Origin of the sequence: Alistipes sp. An66 (assembly GCF_002161445.1) — a bacterium.
Classification (GTDB): domain Bacteria; phylum Bacteroidota; class Bacteroidia; order Bacteroidales; family Rikenellaceae; genus Alistipes; species Alistipes cottocaccae.
Genome location: NZ_NFHT01000012.1, coordinates 69,390 through 93,354, shown reverse-complemented (window position 1 = coordinate 93,354; position 23,965 = coordinate 69,390). Strand labels below are relative to the sequence as shown.

The window sequence follows — 23,965 nt, the reverse complement described above, 5'->3', positions numbered from 1 at the left end:
TTTGTCAACACCATAAGTCTACTCTTTTTTAGTTTTTTGTTGATTCCCTATACAAATCTAAAAAATCTGTAGACTTTTTCATTTATCCTTCTCCAGACACACTTTTGGGAACAGTATCGTTTATCTTTTCCGAAGCTTTTACTAAGTTTTTGTGATTCCTCGCGAAACAGTATCCATGATTACGACAGACCAAAACGTAAAAAGGGCCTGTCCCCCAAAAAGAGACCGGCCCATCCTTTCTGACTCGTGCAACCCTATCGCTCGGCCCGCATCGGGTTTTCCAGAAAATCCTTGTAGGCAAGGCGGATACCGTCCTCGAGTTCGGTCTTGTAGGTCCAGCCCAGCGCCGTGGCTTTCGAAACGTCGAGCAGCTTGCGCGGCGTACCGTTCGGCTTCGAGGGGTCCCAGCGGATCTCTCCCTCATAGCCGATCACCTTGGCGACCAGTTCGGTCAGCTCCTTGATCGTCAGCTCCTTGCCCGTACCGGCATTCACCGTCTCGTTGCCCGAATAGTTGTTCATCAGGAAGACGCACAGGTTGGCCAGATCGTCCACGTAGAGGAACTCGCGCAGCGGGCTGCCGTCGCCCCAGCACGTCACGTAGGGAAGCCCCTGCACCTTGGCCTCGTGGAAGCGGCGGATCAGCGCCGGAAGCACATGGCTGTGTGTCGGGTGGTAGTTGTCGTTCGGACCGTAGAGGTTCGTCGGCATCACACTGATGTAGTCCGTTCCGTACTGGCGGTTCAGAAACTCGCAATACTTCAACCCCGAAATCTTGGCCAGCGCATAGGCCTCGTTGGTCTTCTCCAACTCCGAGGTCAGCAGGCACGACTCCTTCATGGGCTGGGGCGCCATGCGCGGATAGATGCACGACGAGCCGAGGAATTCCAACTTCTTGCAGCCGTTCTGCCAGGCGGCATGGATGACGTTCATTTCGAGGATCATGTTGTCGTACATGAAGTCGGCCAATGCACTCTGATTGGCCTCGATGCCGCCGACCTTCGCCGCAGCAAGGAAGACATACTCGGGCCGCTCCTCGGCAAAGAAGCGCTCGACAGCCTCCTGGCGGGTCAGATCCAGCTCCTTGTGCGTACGGGTGATGATGTTCGTGTAACCCTGCCGTTGCAGCTCACGGACGATGGCCGAACCCACCATGCCGCGGTGTCCGGCCACATAGATTTTTGCATTTTTCTCCATCATAAGACGTTCTCTCCTATTTTACGATACCCTTTTCGAGATACTCGGCCAAGTTCGTGCGGATCTCGTCACCGGCCCGTTCGACAGCCACCTTCGCCATGTCGGCATCGACCATGATTTTGACCAGCTGTTCGAAGGTCGTCTTCATCGGATCCCATCCCAACTGGGTCTTCGCCTTCGTGGGATCACCCCAGAGGTTCACGACATCCGTCGGACGGTAGAAATCGGGCGACACCTCCACCAGCACACGGCCCGTAGCCTTGTCGATACCCTTCTCGTCGGCACCCTCACCGACAAATTCCAGTTCAATCCCGACGTGCTTGAAGGCCAGATAGCAGAACTCGCGCACGGAGTGCTGCACACCCGTGGCAATCACGAAATCCTCGGGTTTTTCGTTTTGAAGAATCAGCCACATACACTCGACGTAATCCTTCGCGTAGCCCCAGTCACGCAGCGACGAAAGATTGCCCAGATAGAGTTTATCCTGCTTGCCCTGCGCGATACGGGCCGCTGCGAGGGTGATCTTGCGCGTCACGAAGGTCTCGCCGCGACGCTCCGACTCATGGTTGAACAGGATACCCGAGCAGCAGAACATGTTGTAGGCTTCGCGATACTCCTTGACAATCCAGTAGCCGTAGAGCTTTGCCACGGCGTAGGGGCTGTACGGATGGAACGGGGTCTTCTCGTTCTGCGGGACCTCCTCGACCTTGCCGTAGAGCTCCGAAGTCGAAGCCTGATAGATGCGGCAGGTCTGCGCCAGACCGCACAGGCGCACGGCTTCAAGAATGCGCAACACGCCCGTGGCATCGACATCGGCGGTGAACTCCGGGGCGTCGAACGACACCTGTACGTGGCTCTGGGCCGCCAGGTTATAGATCTCATCGGGACGTACCTTGCTGACGACCTGAATAATGCTCATCGAGTCGCCGAGGTCGGCATAGTGGAGATGGAAATGGGGTTTGCCTTCGAGATGGGCGATTCGCTCGCGATAGTCGGTCGACGAACGGCGGATCGTGCCGTGAACATCATAACCTTTTTCCAACAAGAGTTCCGCCAAGAACGAGCCATCCTGGCCCGTAATCCCGGTGATCAAAGCTGTTTTCATATTTTATCTTACCGATTGTGTTTTGATTGTTTCTTTTGTTGATGCTTGCGCCGACGCTCCTGCCATAGTAGACGGGGCAGCGAACCGAGAATCCCGGCACACCGAGCGAGTTGCTTGCGGGGTTCCTTGAAGATCCGGTGGACGAATTCCAGATGGCAGCGGATCATCCACTGGGGCGCCCGCGAGACCTCCGTTCCGCTGAAAAACTTGAAAGCGGCGCCCACGGCGATCATGACCCCACGATGCAGGTACGGTTTCAGACGGCTCATGAAGATCTCCTGTTTGGGAGCTCCGAGGGCCACCCAGATGATGTCGGCACCGTCGGCCTCCACCATGCGGGCGATCTCCGGGTAGTCGAACTCCTCGACCTTGCGGAACGGCAGCTCGACGAACTGCATCTGCGCCACATCGGGGTTTTCATGGATAAGATTCTCTTTGAGCCCGTCGAGAATGGCCTGCGAGGTTCCCATGAAGATCATGCGATACTTGCGGCTGCGGATGATATCCATGAAGATCTGGCTGCCGCAATACTGTTCAAAGCGCTTTCCATAGATCCATCGGATGTAGAGCGGGACATAGCTGCTGTCGCAGATGGAGAACATACCACCGTTTACGACCTTGAGATATTCGGGATCCCGGTTTGCAGTATTGAGGATCACGCCGTCGGCCACACAGACGTAGTCGGCCTCGTTTTTCTGCAGCTGTCGTGCAATGCTTTCGTGTACGGCCTTTTTGTCGAACTCGTAACGAATGTTGAAATAGTATTCCATAATATGAGAAAATGACTTGTAAGGACATTGTACCTTACATCATGCTTTTTTCAGCACCAGAAGTCTGCCACCCAAGGCAAAAAGCCACTCTTTGAGTTGTGCCACAACGAGCGATGAGAGGAAAACCAAGGGGACAATTACGAAAAAGTATTTTCCGAATTGAGATTGACTGACAAAGTAGCGATCCAAGAAATAAGGATAGTACAGTTTATCAAAAATCCAACAGCACAGATACATATCAAGCGACAACAATGAGATGCGTTTCAAAACTGCGGTAGTCGCATAATTCTTAATATCCACTTTGTATAAGAGCAGGAACATCAAGACTGCCACAATAGTTCCGAATACGCCACTGGAACCGCCAACAATTTGAATCATTGCATGGTTTTTGACAAACAGCATATTGAAAATAGGATTGATGGCACATACAAGAATAATGGCAGCAATTGCCATCCATACGTTCTTTCCAGTCAATCTTGGCTCATATTCGCGGATATATGATCCAATGAAGAAAAAAGTAAGTGGATATATATTTTGCCAGAATCCAGGAACGAGATGGAATCCGTAACGATTGAACAAATCGGGCAAAGCCGTCAAAACGAACAACGTTACCAATAGAATTTGTTTTTGCCGCTTTATTGGAATTGCCTTATACATCAAATTCAGGAACGGAGTTAACAAATACAGCCCTATCCACATTTCAATATACCAGCCATAAGGGATGACCGAAAAATCCAATATTTTCAATCCCCACTTAATCCAAGATAAATCCTCCTCCATCCAGAATCTTCGGAATAAAATAGTAACTACCGCAAAAAACAAATAAGCAATAATTACTCTTATTCCTCCGCGATAATATTTCCAATTACACTCTATCTTGTGAGCATTCAAGAACCCTGTCATCATGATGAACAAAGGAACACCTATCGCATTAAACAACAAATAGGACATACCTTGAAGAAACATTCCATGAACATTGAACACCGTCTCACGGAAAGGAGTATTCAGCACAAAAAAGTGCCCGGCAATTACCGAGAAAATAGCAACTACCCGGATTATATCCAAGCCTGCAATTCGGGGGGGGGAACTTTCTTGATCGGATTGGTTTCTGCCATCATCAACAACTATAACATACTTTTAATTAAATCATTCCATTTTTGATAAATCACCTCCGTAGAATATTCGCGCAAAAGTTTGTCGTGGGCCTTTTCTCCCAAACGGACAATCTCATTCGGATTATTCCAGAGAGCAACTACTTGTCGTTCCAAATCTTCAACATTGCCCGAAACAAATAAACGCCCAATTGCTGTATCACCTTCACTGATAATCTCCGTAAAGCCACCATGATTGGGGCCAATAGTCGGTCTGCCAAATTGTGCCGCTTCGAGAATGGACATCGGAAATCCCTCATACCAACGACTAGCCATCACAAAAAAGGCCGCGCCCTTATAAAAAGCGTTTAACTCTTCTCCGTGAAGATACCCCACAAGAGTAACATTGGTCGGCAAATTCTCAACAATGTCGGGATCACGCAAGGCACCTGCAAATTTGAACGTAATCTCCGGATGTCGGCGAGCAACCTCAACAATCAGATCTACCCCCTTCTCTCGACTCAAACGCCCAGAAAACGCGACATAAGTTCCAATCACCGGATCATAATCTGAAGTCGCAACGACAGCATTAGGGATAACCACCATTTTAGCGGCATCAAATCCGGCCTGAATCAACTTCTGCCGCTGAAAATCGGTAATACAAGCAAACCGATCGACGCATTTGCGATAGGCTCCCGAATATCGTGCCACCGCATTTCGCGCCGCATATCCGACCGATTTCAACAGGGAGTGCTCGCAATTATAATGCACACAGCCCCACTCGTTGCCACGCTCCAAGCACAACTCGCAAGGTTTCCCATTCCGCATGAACAAGCCCGTGGGGCAGATCAGACGAAAATTATGGACGGTCATCACAACCGGAACACCCGCCTTTTTGCACTCAAACAGAGCAGCCGGAGAGATAAATGGAAACAGGTTGTGCACATTCACGACATCCGGCCGCTCCGCCTTCAGAATCCGCCGCATCTCACGCACCCCTTTCGGGCTGTACAGACCAGCCAGGAATCCATGAATCTTACCCACAAACGAATCTCGGCTACCGGCCGTCGACATTCTCAGTTGCACGACTTGATGGCCGTGCTCTGTCCACATGGCTGCCATCTGATCGACAACGGACTCCTCTCCCGAATATTTTCCGTAGCCGTTATGGACGAGTAGTATTTTCATTTAATATAGCAGTAACCGCATTATAAATATTTTGGGCTGTTTGCTGAGGGTTGTAATATTGCTCAATCAATTTAGATTCTTCCCCATAACGTTTTAGATCAACCGAATGGAAGATTGCCAAAGCCTTTTCTATTGTCTGTTTTTTCAAAGGATCAAACAAAACACCATTGCGCCCCTCTTGAACCAACTCAGGATAACAACCATTATAAATTGAACAAGCTATAGGTAAACCACACGACATTGCCTCTGGCACAACAAGGCTCCAATTATCCTCCAAGGTTGGGATTACAAACACATCTGAGATTGCATAATATTTATATATTTCAGAATAATCTATTCCCCCTGTAAACAAAATATTATACCCCGAACCAAAGTTGTGAATATAAGATTCTCCAAGAGGACCGGTTCCTACAATTAGGAGGCTATCATGTGGATATCTATGATGATGTTCTCTCCATGCGTCCAAAAGATAAATTACACCCTTCCTTTCAATCAATTGACCGACATATATATAAATAAGCCCGTTCTCTTTAATACCTAAAGATTGCTTTAATGCAGATCTTTTCTCAAGATCAAAGGACATACACTCAATTGAGAGTTGCTTACTATCAGCACACATTCCTCCAGTAAAGATCGAATCTGGCTTAACTCCTTGGGATACCAAATACTCTTTGGTCAAGATTCCATTCGCAATGTACCCGGAAACAAATTTATTTACTAATTTCCGATATACCTTTCTCCACCACGGACAATCACGTTCAGTATGAGCCGTACGCTCATAAGCAATCATCAATGGTATATGCTTCGTAATGGAACGGAACAAAGCCCATGGCGTAAACTGAAAGAATCCTTCCGCTATGATAATATCTGCATCAACGGATTTTATCAATCTGTATAATCCTTTTGGAAAAGGTATGGAAACACCTGTATTTGCAAAGTCTCCTTTTCCACCAATGCGAATTTGTCGTTCATGAGGTAATCCTAAAGCATGATCCCCAAGAGCAGATTCTATTTTTTCGACACATCGCGGTGGAACTCGATCCTTACTATATACCAAATAAAAGTTCCCTTCACTTAAATCATACAATTCTTTGTATAAGGGGACTCTATAATCCAGAAAAGACGGATTAACCCATAATATCTTGTGAGGCTGCATTTTTCTCTATAACGTTTAAATAATACGTCTCCAAAGAATCCAAAATCACATCCGTAGAAAAGTTCTCTTTAATTTTTTTGTATGCATTCGCCCTTTTTTGTGCGACTGAAGCCTCATTCTCTTCCAATGCTCGGCGTAAATACTCTGCTAATTTTTCCGGATTATGAGGCGGGACCAGATACCCATCTTTACCATTTTCAATAATTTCAGCCATTCCGCCATTTGAACTTCCAATCACAATATTTCCTGCCAGCATTGCTTCTAAACATACTAATGGCATATTTTCCCACCATGACGGGAAACATACCACTTTTGATTGCGCATACCAATCTTTTAGGCAACCTCTAGTCTGATTCCCTAAAAAGGTACACCATATCTCGCCATTTCCATCTACTTCTTTCTTTAAGGAATTGGCATAAGCTCCCATTTTCCCAGCAATATGCAGAGTCACCGACATATTTTGACTTCTTAAAATTCGACAGGCCTCAATCAAATCACCGACGCCTTTCCCCTCTGCAACAGTTCCTACATACAATATCGAGCCTTCACTATACTCCCTATCTTTCTCACTCCTCCACGAATCTATCTCTATAGAATTATAAATAACCTCAATATTGGATTTTAACTTTGGAACACATGTTTCAAACCATCGTTTAAGACTTAAAGAACAAGAAGTAACATATTGAAATTTGGGCAGTATTCTCAGTTCCTGCCATCCGACCCAATAGTCATAAAAATTTCTTATCGATAACTTCTTAATCCCCGCATTATTTCGATCCAACAAAGTTGGAGTATGCAATCTTATCACAACCGGAATCTTCAATCTTGTCAAATAAAAAGCCTCGGCCCCAAATTCCGGAACTTCGACAATATCAACATTGTGAAGAGTCTCGATCGTTTTAAGGATCTTTCTTCTATAAGAAAAGAAACGATATAAACACCGGAACTTTTTTATAATAGAGGCGTGCTCGATACCCGGAATCACAAAATCGCCACCTGATAAACGAATAACACGAACCCCTTGATCAGAATATTCAGTTTCCTCTCTCGTATCATCCGATGCACAACATACCGTAACAGTATGTCCTCGTTTCACCAAATTAACGGCGGTTTCTTTAATATACGAGGCGATTCCTCCTCCTCTGAGAGTAGGAACATATTCTCGACAAACGAAAACGATATGCATTCTATCTTAATTTTAGGAGCAATTTATAGGATATAATATTAGGAAGTAACCCTAAAATAATGATTGGAAAGAATATATGAAATGGTGCTCCAAAACGAATTGCGTCATACGCAATCTTAATCGCTTTATGCCCTTTTTTAATCTCAATTTGAATCACAGCATAAATCTTATACCACCGAATTACATATAATTTTAACTGCCTTTTAATATTTAATCTTTGCTCTTCATTATAGAGAGCAAGCAGAGCATCCAGGACAAATGATTCCCCTCCTGATCTCAATTGAGCCTTACTTTGTTTAGAATCAGATGGTGATTCACAGAATATAGCTTGAACTGATTTAGAATATGCAATAGTCGTATTAACTGCTAAACGGGCCCACGTAAGCAGGTCTTCACCAGACTTGACACCAACCGGGAAACCTCCGATTGCCTGAATCGCCTGTTTTTTTACCATGATGGAGATAGAGCAAATCGGAGGATTTGAACAACTGGCAACTTCAAAATAATTGGTAAGGATGCCATCTTCTTCAACAAAAGGCAATTTGTGAATAAGGGTTGGAGTGACCCTTCCCATCACATCCCGAAATTCATAATTGCAGGCAAAAACGCTGCAATCCGGATATTTCTGATAAAGAAAATACTGCGTAGCCAAATATTCCGGTTTCCATTCGTCATCGGCATCCAAAAATGCAATCAACTCTCCTTTTGCTTCTTCAACACCCCGATTCCGAGCGGCAGAAACACCTGCATTCGGCTGATGAACCAGCCGGATACGATCATCATGAACTTTTCCAACCTCCTCTACGCTGCCGTCCGTAGAACCGTCATTCACAATCACAATTTCATAATCACGGAATGTCTGGTTTAAAACCGTTCGAAGCGTAGAAGTAATACTTTTCTCTTTGTTATAAAGAGGGATTACAACAGATATCATATATTATTCTTATTCTGTTTAAGTCCCAACATCATTCCATAAAAGCCAAAAGGCATTGATAGGGTCGCCATAGAATAATTAACTACATTATCAGAGTATAATGTAACAAAAACGCCAATCATAGAAGCGCCTGCTACCAAAGAACATAATTTTATCCCTTGATTTCTGAAAGAATGGTATGTTCGAAAACAATCTATAAATATAAGTATAGCTATAATCCCATAAAGGACTAAACCTATTAATCCATTATCACATCGCATTTGGACAAAATCGCTATGAGGGACTTTAAGTCCGCCAAAAATGAAATTATTGTACATATAGTTCTGGACTGAGCCGGTTCCAGAGCCAATCATTTCATGTCCAACATAGAATTTATTCTCCAAATGTTCCCACATGGAAGCTCGGGCATTCGTATTGACATCCGTCATATCCACCTGCCCGCTTTGAAACTGGTCAAGACTAATGGAGCTATCCATAAACATTTTCTTGTGAAGCGACGGGATGAAAAAGACGGCTAAAACTCCGGCTATGAGCACACCGGCAATAATGGGTAAGGATCGGACTCGATATTTGATGAAGTAAAAGGCCATGATTGAGACCAGCGATCCTACAATCGAAGTTCGAAACACCCAAACAAAGCACGGGAGCGCAAACAAAATCGTATAAATCAGATTTTTACGTTTTTCATTGGTGTAATAAAACAATCCCAACGAAAAAATCATGATAGAGATATAATTGATAGCACGAGCTGTCCCATACCAAAAAACCCCCGGAACAAGTTTTCCAACAAACGGGATAAACGCAAAACAAATGGAAAGCAAAGCAACCATCCGAGCTCCAATCCCCGCCGTGAGGAAGACTTGCGTATCTCGCACCGCCGCCGATGCAAATAGCATGATTAGCAACGGATAGATATATTTCAATATCACTCGAAATCCATAACCTGGAGCGGGGCTATAGGTCAACCCAACAACCAGCCAAAAAAGATAAATTATATAAATAATGGGAACCGAAGTCCATTTAATCTTATGCTTACAAACAAACAATAATCCCCCAAAGCAAAACAACTCTAAAACAAACAATCGGACAGCCATCAGATCTAAGCCTCCTGGGGCCGAAAATGCTAATAATCCTGTCGAGAACGTCAGAATCCAAAACCTTTCGGGACCATCCAGCCACATTCGTCGGTGTTTATTCAGTGGATAGCTCATCGCCCCCGAGGAGGTCAGCCATTGATAACCGACAACCGTGATGATTAAAAAATATAGATAATTCAGTACATACATATTTCCGGGAATGTAGCGATTACTCTATTCAGCAATCCTTTTATACAAATTATTGAACAACACGCTGAATCGGTCAAATCCAAATTGTTTTACATAAGTAATTGCTCGCGCGGAGTATTGCTGCCACAGCTCCGGCGATTCGCAAAGATATATAAGTTTCGAGGCTAAATCATCGATATTCTCCGATTCATGCAATAATCCAACCTCTCCGTCACGAACAACCTCTGGGAGACCTCCAACCCGAGACGCTACTACTACGCATCCTCGCGCCATTCCTTCAATAGCCGTCAGTCCAAAACCTTCACTACGCGACGGCATCAGCAAGGTGTCAATCCGATCATAATACTGTGTCAAAGTTTCCTGCGGTTGACGACCAACAAATTCCACAGAATCGGAGATACCTGCTGTTTGAACTTGTTGCTCCATCTGTCCGCGCAGAGTTCCATCTCCAACAATCAACAATCTCACTTCCGAATGAATCGCCTTTACCTTTGCAAAGGCCGGCACCACCAAATCCATCCCCTTGATAGACTCCAATCGACTGACAACACCAATAGTAATTGGTCGATTGGCCATACGCGGTTCTTGAATTATAGGAAGACTTGCTGAAAGTGCATTGTAGATGGTGAAATGATTGCGTTTTTTCAAAGGATCGGCCTCATCATAAAGTTGCGAACTACCAAAGAACGAACGTTCGGCCAACTCCGTAATACAAGTGAACGCCCTTACGCAATGCTGCTGAATAAAATGGACCAATTTCAGATTTGGATAAATGTCTGCCGCAGTATGAGCAGTTGTAAGGATCAGCCGCATTCCCAACAACCGCAACAGCAAAATGGGGATCGCGCCAGGTGCCATATATTGGACATGAGCGACATCCGGTTTGTATTGTTTCAGAACGGACCGCAATCCTTTATACAGGAATAAAATACCTTTCCATCCACCCTTTCGAATTCCATCCGGGCTCAAACATACGACAACACTCCCCGCCTTTTGAAAACGGGAAATCATATCCTCGCAATTCTCGAAATAGCATACGGTCACAACCTGATGCCCGCCAGCTATAAGAGCCCGCACGAGATTCAACGTTTGGACCTCTGTGCCACCCGTCATCAAACACGGAATACAGATAAGGATAGTCATTACTTCTTCAACCTCGATTTTAATTTATCTACATAATAACAAATCGTCGGCATCGGATCCTTTCGATTAAAATTGAGTTGACACCCGGTTCTTATGAAATCATGCCACCATTGCTTTTTGGATAACTTCCCATCCTTGACATGACAATAATCTGTCGACAAATCCATCATATACGTATCCCTGACATGTAATTTCGGATCCTTCCTATCATCAAACAGCAAGGCAAGGAGGTTCACACCACTAGCTGTTGCCGCATAGGCAAGGCCATCATGGCGGAAATTAACCTCCATAAAATAATTTTTATCTTTTTCATGCAGCAATTCCACACTGAACGGGCCATAATATCCAACCCGATCCATTAATTTCACAATCGGAGCGATATCAATATTGAATCGGTCAATCGCCTGATATAAGCCAAAAGAGCAGGCACTATAAATCGTCGGATAATGTCTAATTTTCTTAATTCCTCCCGGAACATAGACACCATGTTCTGTCCGGACTCCAATCAGATTTATTTCATATTCCTTCTCAATATATTCCTGTACGATGAACAACGGACATGAGGACGTCTGCTGCAGACTTGTTTCGACCTCTTGATAATTCGAACAAATATGAATATCCGATTTCTCACCAAGCGTACTGTTTGCCGGCTTAAGCAACAAGGGGTACTCCACCCCCCCCGGGAATTGATCTCCACGTTTATATATAAAAGATTTGGGAATTGTGAATCCGCATTCTTGGGCCAATAAACATTGAGCATCCTTATTCATTATGTTCCCCAATCGAGCTCCCCGCATCGGTGTAATATAGGATTGACTCAATTCAGGTTCATGAGAATCAATAAATTGTGCGGCGCCATCATTTGTACATATCAGAACCTGATCGTTCGCCCCATCGGCAATCTTCTGCAGGACCAGCAGGCAATCTTCCACTTTGTCAAGATGAAATACCTGCCCTTTCTTAAGGTATCGACTCTTCGATACAAATAGCCGATCCCCTTTCCCTACAAGTAGCAACGTTATATCCACATGCGCCTCACCAAGGCTTCGAATCAATCCCAAGGTATTGTTAAAGGGATCCCCGATAATAACAGCCTTTTTCATCGCTTTTACTTAACCAATCTTATTGGGGACAATAATAACTTGAAATAGAGAAGATCATGATTAACGTCTCCAAATCGAGAAATGGAGAAGTTATCCTCATTTCTCGTTACCCCATTTACATCACGCCGTTCGCCACTAAACGCAAGTAAATATCCAGCATTCTTCGCTTGGATTTTTTCGCGCTCACCAAAATCAAACCGAGGATCCCCAAAAGGATAAGCCAAGGTTTCAACCCGATGACTAAACAATTGTTCCAGACTCTGCTTGCTCTCGAACAGCTCTTCTCGAACAGCACTATTCTCCAAAGATGACAATATATAATGGTGCACTGTATGAGATTGAATACTATGCCCCTCCTTCAATAAAGCAAGACACTCCTCCTGCGTCACATGGCTATATTTTTGCGGATTAACCGTATCATATTGTCTACCTTTGCATTGGTCGATCATCGCTAACTGTTGAGCAAAAGGAACTTGTCGAAACGCAGTATATGCCTTCTGCCCTTCCTTATAGGAGGCTGTATAAGACAGGTATCGTTCACAATAATTCTGTTCGATCATCCCCATACATCCACTTTTAACAAAGAAAACGGCTTTGACACCTCTCTTGTTAAGTTCCGGAACTGCATTACGAAACAGATTTGTATGACCATCATCGAAAGTAAATAAAACAGGATTGGGTGGGAGTTTTTCGCCTTTTATTTTCCAGGCAATGAAATTCTCCAATGTTATCGGAGTATAGTGCCGACATAAATATTTTACCTCTCGGACAAACCGACTCTTCCGAATGGTCGTATTATAATTATAATGATCTGACGGAATATCAAACTGATCATCCACCACATCATGATATACCATTACCAATACCCTATCCCTGTTTTTCCACCGATACAGATTATATAGTCCGGAGAAAGCAATTGCAGAAAGGATAGTCTGACGAAGAATATACCGAAAAGATTTCATAATTCCGATTGCTTAAAGTAAAGTTCTTTTTTCCACCGATTAGCACGGACAAAGACATTCGGCAGAACTCCAGACCAAGGATTTCCGCATGGTGCTTTAGGCAGGATATAAGCGTCAATAGCCAGATTTTTATTCTTGTGCTCTTGCGGAGACATGACCAAAATTCGAGCATTTTTCCAGTCTATATTCCATACGTTATAGAACCAGAACCATACACAATACTCATACAACTCGATTTTGGAATCATTACCAATGAATTTTCGGACAATATCCCTAGCAGCTAAATGATCACTCCATCCCTCATCTCGATATGGGACAAAAATAACATCAGGCTGTAATCCTTCGATTAAATTCTTTAATTGACCGGTCTCCGGGCAATCATATGAGATACTGCCATCCGGATAATTGAGAAAGTGAAGATTCTTTAGCGGAAGCCCCAGAAGGCCGGTAGCTTTACGAGACAAATTCCGGCGCGAATCAACCAACAACGACTCTTCAATATGACAACATCCCGCATGACTTTTCCCGCCGCCCGACAAAATAACGATATCGACTTGTTTCCCTTCTCGCAACAAACGTTGAATCAAACCGGAACATCCCAAGGCCTCATCATCCGGATGCGGAGCGACAATGAGGACCCGACTCCATGATTGTATAGATAACTTATGTATTATAGTCGATACTCCATGAAGTACAATTATTCGCCAATATTTTATCAAAGATTTAATCATATATTACATTTCAAAGTCATAGGCTCTTTTCCAAGCAAAAGCTTAAATAAGAAAGTATGAACCTAAGATCGCAATATTTATATATGGATATTATCTATTTATTGATCATTTCAATATATTGATTTACCACACGTCTTGGCGCAAATTGCTCATACATTTTATTTGATGAGATTGTAGATAAATCTCCATTCTCCCACAAATCAATCAATTGAATAATCGAGGTTTCAATTGATTGAACATCTGTATTATCTGCCAGAATACCACCGCCGTAAGTTTTTATCATATTATTTGCAAAACCATCTGTTGGGGAAATAGCAAGAATAGGTAAGCCTGTTTGTGCATAATCAACTATCTTACTCGCAAAAAAGATTCCTTTTTCGAGTTTTGCTTCTAAAAGGACTAACACATCATATTGTTGCAATTTATCAATAGCTGTAAGATATGGATATCCTCCTATACATTTCACGTATTCAGTTAAATCATATTTCTGGATTAATTGCTGAGTATAATCATTAATATGGCCCATAATGTGAAACTCAAATCTCGAGAATCCCTGATTGATAATATCTCTTAAGGCTTGAAACGTTAATTCCGGATCCCGCTCTTTAGAAAGGTTTCCAGAATGGCATAAGTAAAACTTATTTTTGAGCGTATCTCTTTCCACTCTCTTAAAAACAGATTCTACCAATCCTATATGCGGAATTACTTCTGTTTTTAGAGAAGACAATTCAGGAAAGTATGAAATAAAATGGGACTTAAGTGTATCTGAAGGGAATGTGATATAATCTGCAAATTGAAGCATCTTTCGAGCATATTTAAGAGCCCGATTCTGCTTATAACGAGAATCGTGATGAGTGTAAGGTTCCGGCCAAATTGCCTCAGCAGGGTCATTCCAGTTTGCAATCCATTTAATCCCTGTATCTTTTTTCAACTTATAACCAACGAAATGAGCCAAATCATTAGGAGATCGCGTTAAAACAGCATCATAAGAATTCTGAGACATAAGTTTTTGAGCCTGCTCATATGCCCTTCTCACCCACCTGATTCCAGGGGAAACACACCCCATTTTAAGGCTTGAATAAATTATATCACAAAGTCGATCAATGCGCGAACCTCCATATTGAATTAAGTATGTATTGGAGCGAAGTTGATCCCAAGGAGCATGCCATTGATTATCATATATTGGGCCTTCATCTATTTTAGAAATTACATCTACTACAATACCAGATTCTTTTAAAGCCCAAACAAGTTTAGCACAGCATAAACATTCAGAAAAAAGATATGGAAGATAACCTGGAGTAATCATCAATAATCTCATAGCAGATCTGTTTTAGATAAAAAATGCACTATTCTCTCACAAGCTTTACCGTCGCCATAAGGATTCACAGCTTTACTCATTTTAATATAATAATCGTTATCCTCAAGAAGTAACGATGTTTCAAGTATAATCTTATCATAATCAGTTCCAACTAGTTTAACAGTGCCGGCAGCTAAAGCTTCAGGCCGTTCGGTTGTATCACGCATAACTAAAACCGGCTTCCCTAAACCAGGGGCCTCCTCCTGTATTCCTCCGCTATCAGTCAATACAATAGAAGATTTTTCCATTAAGTATACGAAACTTAAATACTCTAAAGGCTCAATAAAGAACATATTGTCCAAATGCGTCAAATCCTCACCAAAAACTTTATGTATAGGATTACGAACATTGGGATTTAAGTGCATGGGATATACAAAATCCACATTGGGATACTTTTGGGTTAGTTTTTTAATAGCAGAACAAATGCGAATAAAACCATCACCAAAATTTTCTCTCCGATGCCCCGTTATAAGTACTAGCTTCTTGTTCGTATTTAAACGATTAATATCGTATCCAGCCTCGCACAATTTCCGTTTAAGATGAGCATCCAACGCTGCGTCATTTTTAATTTTCTCAACAACATTATATAAAGCATCTATTACTGTATTTCCCGTCACAATAATTTTTTCTTCAGATACTTCTTCCCTCAACAGATGCTCTTTACTTAATGGTGTTGGAGCAAAATTATATGTTGCAATACGACCTGTCAATTGCCTATTAATCTCTTCGGGCCATGGTGAATAAATATTGTACGTACGAAGACCTGCCTCAACATGTCCAACAGGAATTTGCTTATAATATGCAGCTAATGCTGCAGCCATAGAAGTAGTAGTATCACCATGTACAAGAACAATATCAGGATTAGCCTTATCTAAAACATCTCTCATACCCAAAAGGACACGAGCTGTAACATCATAAAGATCCTGACCCTGTTTCATAATATTGAGATCATAATTGGGGTGTATATCAAAAATTTCAAGAACTTGATCAAGCATTTCTCGGTGTTGTCCTGTTACACAAACGATAGGCTTAAAATCATCAGGATATTGTTGAAACTTTTTAACTAACGGAGCCATCTTAATAGCTTCAGGCCTCGTTCCGAATACAAGTAATATTGTTTTCATAAAATATAAAATAAATTTACCCAATTAAGATTCGCCCTATTTTATTCTTTAAAAACAGCCATGAGATCCCCCATGATAAGAACAAAGTAATCACAAACAAACTAAATGGGAAAAGAACCGTATGGTGCATAGCCCAATCAGATAAAGGGAATATTTTTTGAGCAGTCCTTGAAATCAAATAAAGAGCAATCCAATTATGAAAGATATAAATACCAAAACTATATTTACCAAACGAGATTAGCGGTGCAAGGTGATTAAAATAGTCCTTCTTCAATGTATGAAAGAAATACCAGATAACTAACATAATTGACACTTGTGCTACCAACAAATACCAGGTATATACACCATAGGGCGTTGGCTTCAAAATTGTTACAATAAGGTATATAATAAACAAAAGCATATACAACTTATATTTTTGCAAAAAATTTACAATATAATAACTATTAGTTTGGACAAAGCATCCTAATAAAAACCAACAATACCATCCTAATATATTATGTACCCCGAATATTTTAGGTACAATCTGCAACAAAGGAGAAAGACGAAGTATAAATGTTATTACAAGAATAGATATAAAAACATCTAGATTCTTTTGTAACCATCCAAGAATTCCATAACTAATAACAAAACACCCCAAAAGCATTGGTAAGAACCATAAATGCCAATAGTCTCCCTTTAACAAATCTAAAGGATGAAAATTCCCCGTTGTTGCCATCATTATAAGACCAAAGGCAAAATATGGTAGTAATAACCTTTTAATTTTAATTTTTAATAAGATGCCAAAAGTCGGATATTTCCCTTTCCTCATCAAAAATGCGAATAAATACCCTGATATGAAAACAAACATCGGCATCGCAATATTAATTAGCCCGCATTGATTCCATGTCCAATATATTTGATGATACAAATCTTTTGATTTTGGGAAATGATCGGCATACATCATTCCATATACATGGAATGCTACAACCGCGACTATTGATATCACGCGTAATAGAGAAATATCCAATAAACGTTCGTTTACGCGCGTTTCTTGTTGTACCATACTTGGAATCTTCTATTTCGATATAATGTCCTAAAAATAAAATACTTCAAATAAAATTTTAGCAGAGAACAATTAACAGCCATCCTGTACCCAAGATTTGGATACGCCCAATGGAAAAAATTATAAAACTCATGTTTCCTAGAGGGGTGTTGCAATTGTGAATTACCTTGTATCGCTTCTTGAATTGACCTTTCCTCTAAAAATAATTTATCACGAACAGAATCTATTAATTTTACGCCTTTGGCTGTATTACATAAAACTACAGAAACCTTCTTTTTGGGATAAGTTGTTTCTCCCAATCCCCAAAAATCTCCAATCGTTACATCCGAGATTCTTTCACCTGAGGCATATTGACATTCAAAACAACATTCACGATGGAATAATCCATATTGAAATCCATTTAAATATTTATCTTGAGGGAACCCTTTTCTATAAAATAGCTTATCATTATGCCTTATGGTAAGAAAGTAACCATCTCTATCTCTAAACGAAAGACTATATGATTCTTTCCCTTTTGCTCCGATTACACTCTTTATGTGATCATTCAGAATTTTTTGAGAAGGTACCCCATGACAAATTATATCCCCATATATTATATCCCCAAGCTCTTTTATTCTCTTATTGTTGATAAAAGACTTCAAGCCCATTGTTTGACATGGAGTTCCCCAAAATAACACACTCCTTCCCTCCAATAAATCTTGAACAACCAAAGTATAAACATTGGTTAAATTACTCTGGACATATTTTGAACCTTTTAGCTTATGTAGCTCCCGAGGCTGTGAAACCCGAATATGTTCTACACATCCATTCTGAAAAGCAGCGCCATAAACCACCCCTCCATTGTTAACGACCAATGAAGATAAAACAGACGATACACCTCCGGATGTACTTGTTTCTCGATCTTTGTCATCTAGACTCCACGCAGCATAGGCTACTCGCGGATATTTTTTTTCGATAATCCCATTATTAGGACACACTTTCACACACAACCCACAATCGATGCATGCCACAGGGTTAATAACAGGCCGCAAAAAACCATATTGATCCGGCTCCATGCGAATACATGATTTAGGACATATATTCGCACAAGCGGTACACCCTGTACACTTCTCATAAGTACAGATTTCTTTCATTATCCCTTTTTGCTGTTTATTGCGGTTTTTAGAAATGATATAGAATCATATCGCTGTTCTAATAGGATCGCATTAACCCTTGTATAATCAATAGGCATTAAAGCAGTCTCAATCTGAAAAGTATCTTTATCAAAATACCGTTGATCTAATTTCACCAGATTAAGTAAACTTTTCACCCGTGTATTAAATTTAGACGGAGCAATTGACACAAATTGTTTATTCATATTGATTGATAATGCCGTTCCATGAAAAGAACTTGCAACTACAAAGGATGCATTGTAAAAATAGGATAACAACTTTAATGGGCTCAAAAGAGAAAACATCTTATCTACACCACTATATTTTCTCAAACCCCACTCTACCAAATAAATCTTCAGGCCCAACTTATCCGCAATTAATCTTGAATATGCAATAAGGTCATTTTTGTTGGGCTCCACCGAATAAATCAAAAGATATTTTTCTTTTACTTTAAGTAGAGGAAGTCGTCTTAGCCACTCGTCTTTTGATAATAAAAATGTTGGATCAAGAACAACAACTCCCGGAATACCCATTTTCCCAAGAATATTGACAGCAGAACTTTCCCTCACAGATATTGCCTGATATCTCTCCAATAATCTTTTAGTCTCAGGAATTTCCCATTCATCTAAACATTCTTTACCAAAACTTGCAGCATACGCAATTTTTGTCGCTTTATCTGGAACAAAATCCAAATAAAAGGTATATTCAATTCCCCTATTATGAAAACTGTTCCAAACCTGATCGCTTCCCGTCATATAAATATCAACTTGAGGGCAATCCTTTTTTAAAGCATCAATTGAATAATAGGGCTTTGTTAGATTTATATTTTTTCTAAAAAATGAATCATAAAGGAGCTTGGAAGAGATTAGAATCATGAGCCCCCTTAAAGCATCATATTTCTCACGAATGGGGCCTATTCTACATAAGGATTTTAATGCAAGCTTGACTCCCAATTTAAAATTTATTCTTGATGGAATATAGTCAAGGACAATAGGATTATGCCCTAATGCCTTCAGTGTTTCAGATAAAGCATATACTTGTAATGCAGAGCCATAGTTATTGCCTCGATGCATTGTAACAATCAATATCCTCATTATTCATTAAACAATTTTATCCATTGATTAATAATATTAGATACATCATACTTCTTCACATATTGAAATGCATTCGCTGACAATTGATTTAAATATGATGAATCGGACATTAATCTCCGCATCTTACTTTCAAACTCTTTCTGATTGAATGGTGTGACTAATTCTCCTGTAACACCCGGTTTGACAATATCAACAACAGATTCAAAACTATTATACACTACAGGAATACACCCAAACTGCATTGCCTCTGTTAAAACCATTCCCCATCCTTCATAAATCGAAGTCATACATATAATTGAGGCTCGTTCATAAAAAGATCGAGGATCCTGAAATCCACAAAAGTCAACTCGTTCTAAGCCTAATTGCTTTGCTTTTTCTTTTAATGAGGTGGATTCAGGACCATCTCCAACAATTGATAATTTCCAATCCGGAAAATCTCTATACAATTTATTCCACACCCATAAAATGCGATCTATTCGCTTTACTACAGAGAGCCTACCAACATAGATAACTTCCTTGCCGAGAGAACCTTTATATTTGATATTGCTATATGTGTTAGGATTAGGAATACAACAAACCTTATTAGGACATTTTAATTTAAGAAACTCCATTGAATGTAGAAATTCAGTAGACAATAAAACGATCTTGTCCGAATTACTCTCAATATAGCAATAATGAGATCTTAAACGAGACTTCATTTGTCGTTTAATCCTAAAAAATAGACTACATCTTATAATTCTTTTAATCTTTTCAAGTACACTTTGATTTTTTAATCGGCATATATCTATCCATAGATTATTATAATTAAGGACTGGATTATTATGAATAACTGATATCTTCTTTATTGGAATATCTCCAGTATTTAAGAAAAGATGAGAACTTTCAAATAGTCCATCTTGATTGATAATAATATCAATCTTATGTGACAATAAAAAATCATGATAAAATCTTATATTTTGAGGATCATGAATATTTTGGGTCGGCAATATAGTTACGGGAGCAGGATATGCAAATTCTTTTCGATCCTCCATATACCAACTAAGGTGTATATAATACACAGAGTACCCCAGTTTTATAAATTCTCTTGTCAAAGAATCTGTCACACGACCAACACCACCTCTATATGGATGAAAAGGAGTAGTTGACGTAATTAAAATATTCATATCTAACAATAGGTAATCAGTAAAAATCCCCAATCAAACTAAACCAGATTTAGGATCACTATCACAAAATATAAATCATTAAAAATCAAAATAATACAACCCTAGCGATATAAATTAGAATATAACACTCATGAGGTCCATTTTTTTAATATCCTATTCAAACAATCTCTCATCCCTTGTGAAAATAGAAATAAAAGGCATAATTCAATCACAGTAACCACTATAGTGACAACACATGCATATAAGATCCATTCACTCCAACCTTTAAATGGATCAATAGCAATATATTTCGTTACGAGTGCACTCAATCCCAACGAAAATATCAATATTAGTAAATATTTTAACCAGTTAATCCAGTATCGATACACAGGAATCTTGAAACCCTTTGTAAAAAGAAAATACGGTTTCCATAATAATATTATTATCATCAAACTAGAAATATTTCCTAACAAAATTCCTTTCAAGCCCCAAAAATGTCCACAAATTATAGCGACGATTACAAATATTACAGCCTCCACAAATGGCGCCCATACATCATAAAATAAACCAAACCCAAATAAAAATTGCTCTGTTACTCCTCGTACTATATTGATAAGAAAGATTATTAATAGTAAATATAAAACAGTATTAGATAGGATATATTCAGGCCCTAACCATAAGGAAATAAATGCTGGCAATAATTGACTTACAGCAAACACAATAATACCTCCTATTAAGAATCTAATAGCTATTAATTCCCAATATACTCTTTGTATTTTATTTTGATTCCCCTCTGCTATCAAATTCCCCACTCCTGCTCCAGTACTATTCAGAAAATTTAAAACAAATAAATTTAACTTATCTGTTATTATGGTATAATTCCCGTAATATGCAACCAATTGTAAAGAAATAAAAGTATATGTTAAAATTGGTGTTAACTGAAACTGCGCAAAACCTCCGATTTTATGAACAAACAACTGTTTGGTGTATTTCATCACCTCGGGATACTTCTTGAATAACTGTTTTCCCAAACGGACCTCACTCCTTAACCAGGGATAAACCTGATTGATTTTCCAATTAAGGATAAAGGAGTAGATAATTCCAAAAACCAACTCGATAACGACCCACAGATAGTAGCTACCCATATAATAGGCACTTGCCATCTGAATCAAGGTCTTAATAATCGTTGCTGTCTGGAAATAGGCTGTTACCACATAATTTCGCTGGTCGGCTCCGAGCAATGTCTGCTTGTAATTGGCGAAATAGCCGATCAACGACGAAGTAAGAAATGAGAAATAGGCGAAGAAGATAATGCCCATTTCAAATTTCGTATCGGGGAAAATCAGAGGAAGGAAACATGCAAGGATCAACCCTGCCCCCAGAATGATAAATCCAATCCACCGATACAAATATCCGAAGACGGATATGATCTCGTTGATCTTCGACTCGTCATGGTCAAATAGCGGTTTGTAAAGGACATAACCAATCGCACTACCGATGCCCAACTCTGCCAGATTCAAGAATCCGAGAAGATTCTGCAACGTTCCCGTCAAACCCACAAAATCGGCGCCCAGCGTATCCAGAAAAATCTTCCGGGAGAAGAAACTCAATGCCAACGTCAGAAAGTAGAAGATCAAATTGACACGGGCATTCAGCAACGACTTTTTTACACGGGACTCATGAACTACTTGCTGTTCCACAGACTAAAAAAGTAAACAAAATCCAGCACAATTCCCGAAGGAGCAAATGAGCTGACTAACTATTTAATGAAAAGAGTTTATCTTGAAAAGTTTCAATTCTACATCCTGTCCATCTTCTTCTGGAGCCAGAAGAAGATACCCGTACGATTGAGATGCGTGCGATAGCCGATCCGACGGAGCAGGCGGATGAATTTCGTCTTGTGGCGGATGTGCCACTCCATGAAGTTGTAGAGCCCCACGGTAATCAGAAGCGCCGCCAGGACCACCACGTACAACTGCATGTCAACCGAGCATCCGGCCAGGTAGCTGAGCCATCCACACAGGACGACAAACAGATTGAGCAGCAGAATGGCCAGCGTCGTGGCGGCATGCGAGCAACCCAGACGGATAAACATGTGGTGCAGGTGCGTCTTGTCGGGATGGAACGGGGATCTGTGTTTCAGGATGCGCGTCGTCATCACGCGAAGCGTATCGAAGACCGGTACCGCCAAGACAGCCAGCATGAAGGGAATCAACCCGACATTCTTCGGATCGTAGATTTCGCAGAAAGTGCCGTGCGTCAACGTCCGCATGACGAACACCGAAATCACAATACCCATGACGAGCGTTCCGCCATCCCCGATGAACATCTTCGAACTCTTGCCGAAGAGATTGTGGAAAAAGAACGGAATCAGCGACCCTGCCGCCACCACGGCCAACATGGCCATCACCCGATCTCCGACACCCCAGAACATCCCGCCGAAGAAGAGACTCGTCAAGATGCAATAGCCCGACGAAAGGCCATCCACACCGTCGATCAGATTGATGCCGTTGATAATTCCAACGGCAGCCACGACCGTCAGCGGCACGGCCAGATATTGTGGGATCTGATGAATACCCCACAACCCGTGGAAGTCATTTAGACTGTACCCTCCGACGTAGACCAACAGCAGCACCGTGAAAATCTCAACCAGGAAACGCAATCCCGGCGAAAGATCGAGAATATCATCCAGCGTGCCGGTATAGAGCATGATCATCATCGCCACAACGACGATGAACAGTTCAGAGCAGTTGCAGACCAGGCTGGCACACCCCAGTCCGATGACCGAACCGAAAAAGACGGCGATACCTCCCAGTACGGGTACCGGTTTGCGTTGCAGTTTCCGCGCATTGGGATTATCGACGATATTCTTATCCAAAGCGATCCGCACCAGACGCGGATGAATCCAGCAAACACTCAACAAGGAGATCAAAAAGGCAGCAATGTACAACATGGAAAGCGGGAAATTCTCCGATTAAACTTCTGTCTCGATCTTACGCCAAAAGAGGTTCGTTAACCACACACCGTATCAGCCCGCAAACCACCCCTCCGAGAGAGGACAGCAACCATCTGCATCCGGCGGTTTGAAAAGAGAGCCTGCGTATTAACAAATCGGGAGCGATTCGAAGACAGCGAACATCTGAATTTTTCACTTGAAGGCAATATCAAGCCTTGTCATTACGCAATCATAATACGCTGACAAAC

21 protein-coding genes are annotated in these 23,965 nt (G+C 41.3%); all 21 read right to left on the bottom strand.

What is annotated here, in order from left to right:
* Positions 1 to 254: 254 nt before the first annotated feature.
* The 21 genes from B5G16_RS09195 to B5G16_RS09095 all read right to left on the bottom strand — a co-directional run bounded on the left by B5G16_RS09195 (position 255) and on the right by B5G16_RS09095 (position 23,714).
* Entirely contained in the window at positions 255 to 1,199 is a 945-nt protein-coding gene (locus tag B5G16_RS09195) for a GDP-L-fucose synthase family protein (protein WP_087263443.1), read from the bottom strand.
* Positions 1,200 to 1,212: 13 nt separating this feature from the next.
* On the bottom strand, positions 1,213 to 2,301 hold the full coding sequence (gene gmd, locus B5G16_RS09190) for a GDP-mannose 4,6-dehydratase (RefSeq protein WP_087263442.1): 1,089 nt from the start codon (positions 2,299 to 2,301) through the stop codon (positions 1,213 to 1,215).
* Positions 2,302 to 2,309: 8 nt separating this feature from the next.
* Positions 2,310 to 3,071, bottom strand: coding sequence for a WecB/TagA/CpsF family glycosyltransferase (locus B5G16_RS09185; RefSeq protein ID WP_087263441.1), 762 nt, complete (start codon positions 3,069 to 3,071; stop codon positions 2,310 to 2,312).
* Between the two features lie 39 nt (positions 3,072 to 3,110).
* Entirely contained in the window at positions 3,111 to 4,136 is a 1,026-nt protein-coding gene (locus B5G16_RS09180) for an acyltransferase (protein ID WP_239406061.1), read from the bottom strand.
* A 59-nt stretch (positions 4,137 to 4,195) separates the two neighbouring features.
* Positions 4,196 to 5,350 carry a glycosyltransferase family 4 protein gene (locus tag B5G16_RS09175; protein WP_087263439.1) on the bottom strand — a complete coding sequence of 385 codons (1,155 nt, stop codon included), beginning with the start codon at positions 5,348 to 5,350 and terminating at the stop codon, positions 4,196 to 4,198.
* Positions 5,328 to 6,506, bottom strand: a complete 1,179-nt coding sequence (locus B5G16_RS09170; protein ID WP_087263438.1) for a glycosyltransferase — start codon at positions 6,504 to 6,506, stop codon at positions 5,328 to 5,330. The genes B5G16_RS09175 and B5G16_RS09170 overlap by 23 nt, the downstream gene beginning before the upstream one ends.
* Positions 6,478 to 7,692: a glycosyltransferase family 4 protein gene (locus tag B5G16_RS09165; protein ID WP_087263437.1), complete on the bottom strand. Its 1,215-nt coding sequence runs from the start codon at positions 7,690 to 7,692 to the stop codon at positions 6,478 to 6,480. Before B5G16_RS09165 ends, B5G16_RS09170 begins: the two co-directional genes overlap by 29 nt.
* 1 nt (position 7,693) lies before the next feature.
* Entirely contained in the window at positions 7,694 to 8,626 is a 933-nt protein-coding gene (locus tag B5G16_RS09160) for a glycosyltransferase family 2 protein (protein WP_087263436.1), read from the bottom strand.
* On the bottom strand, positions 8,623 to 9,912 hold the full coding sequence (locus B5G16_RS13025; protein ID WP_087263435.1) for an O-antigen ligase family protein: 1,290 nt from the start codon (positions 9,910 to 9,912) through the stop codon (positions 8,623 to 8,625). The genes B5G16_RS09160 and B5G16_RS13025 overlap by 4 nt, the downstream gene beginning before the upstream one ends.
* A gap of 24 nt (positions 9,913 to 9,936) precedes the next feature.
* Entirely contained in the window at positions 9,937 to 11,055 is a 1,119-nt protein-coding gene (locus B5G16_RS09150; protein ID WP_087263434.1) for a glycosyltransferase family 4 protein, read from the bottom strand.
* On the bottom strand, positions 11,055 to 12,158 hold the full coding sequence (locus B5G16_RS09145; RefSeq protein ID WP_087263433.1) for an ATP-grasp domain-containing protein: 1,104 nt from the start codon (positions 12,156 to 12,158) through the stop codon (positions 11,055 to 11,057). Before B5G16_RS09145 ends, B5G16_RS09150 begins: the two co-directional genes overlap by 1 nt.
* A gap of 5 nt (positions 12,159 to 12,163) precedes the next feature.
* On the bottom strand, positions 12,164 to 12,883 hold the full coding sequence (locus B5G16_RS09140) for a polysaccharide deacetylase family protein (protein ID WP_162612049.1): 720 nt from the start codon (positions 12,881 to 12,883) through the stop codon (positions 12,164 to 12,166).
* 233 nt (positions 12,884 to 13,116) lie between these two features.
* The gene (locus B5G16_RS09135; RefSeq protein WP_204228071.1) at positions 13,117 to 13,851 is read right to left on the bottom strand and encodes a PIG-L deacetylase family protein; all 735 of its coding nucleotides are present in this window, start codon (positions 13,849 to 13,851) and stop codon (positions 13,117 to 13,119) included.
* Positions 13,852 to 13,945: 94 nt separating this feature from the next.
* Entirely contained in the window at positions 13,946 to 15,169 is a 1,224-nt protein-coding gene (locus tag B5G16_RS09130; protein ID WP_087263431.1) for a glycosyltransferase, read from the bottom strand.
* Positions 15,166 to 16,332, bottom strand: coding sequence for a non-hydrolyzing UDP-N-acetylglucosamine 2-epimerase (wecB, locus tag B5G16_RS09125; RefSeq protein ID WP_087263450.1), 1,167 nt, complete (start codon positions 16,330 to 16,332; stop codon positions 15,166 to 15,168). The genes B5G16_RS09130 and wecB overlap by 4 nt, the downstream gene beginning before the upstream one ends.
* Positions 16,333 to 16,348: 16 nt before the next feature.
* The gene (locus B5G16_RS09120; RefSeq protein ID WP_087263430.1) at positions 16,349 to 17,374 is read right to left on the bottom strand and encodes an acyltransferase family protein; all 1,026 of its coding nucleotides are present in this window, start codon (positions 17,372 to 17,374) and stop codon (positions 16,349 to 16,351) included.
* Positions 17,350 to 18,507, bottom strand: coding sequence for a Coenzyme F420 hydrogenase/dehydrogenase, beta subunit C-terminal domain (locus B5G16_RS09115; protein WP_087263429.1), 1,158 nt, complete (start codon positions 18,505 to 18,507; stop codon positions 17,350 to 17,352). Before B5G16_RS09115 ends, B5G16_RS09120 begins: the two co-directional genes overlap by 25 nt.
* Positions 18,507 to 19,619, bottom strand: a complete 1,113-nt coding sequence (locus tag B5G16_RS09110; protein WP_087263428.1) for a polysaccharide pyruvyl transferase family protein — start codon at positions 19,617 to 19,619, stop codon at positions 18,507 to 18,509. The genes B5G16_RS09115 and B5G16_RS09110 overlap by 1 nt, the downstream gene beginning before the upstream one ends.
* Positions 19,619 to 20,782: a glycosyltransferase gene (locus B5G16_RS09105; protein WP_143260858.1), complete on the bottom strand. Its 1,164-nt coding sequence runs from the start codon at positions 20,780 to 20,782 to the stop codon at positions 19,619 to 19,621. The genes B5G16_RS09110 and B5G16_RS09105 overlap by 1 nt, the downstream gene beginning before the upstream one ends.
* A gap of 128 nt (positions 20,783 to 20,910) precedes the next feature.
* Complete coding sequence (locus B5G16_RS09100; RefSeq protein ID WP_087263426.1) at positions 20,911 to 22,461, bottom strand: lipopolysaccharide biosynthesis protein; 1,551 nt, start codon at positions 22,459 to 22,461, stop codon at positions 20,911 to 20,913.
* 98 nt (positions 22,462 to 22,559) lie between these two features.
* Complete coding sequence (locus B5G16_RS09095; protein WP_087263425.1) at positions 22,560 to 23,714, bottom strand: MraY family glycosyltransferase; 1,155 nt, start codon at positions 23,712 to 23,714, stop codon at positions 22,560 to 22,562.
* Positions 23,715 to 23,965: the final 251 nt, after the last annotated feature.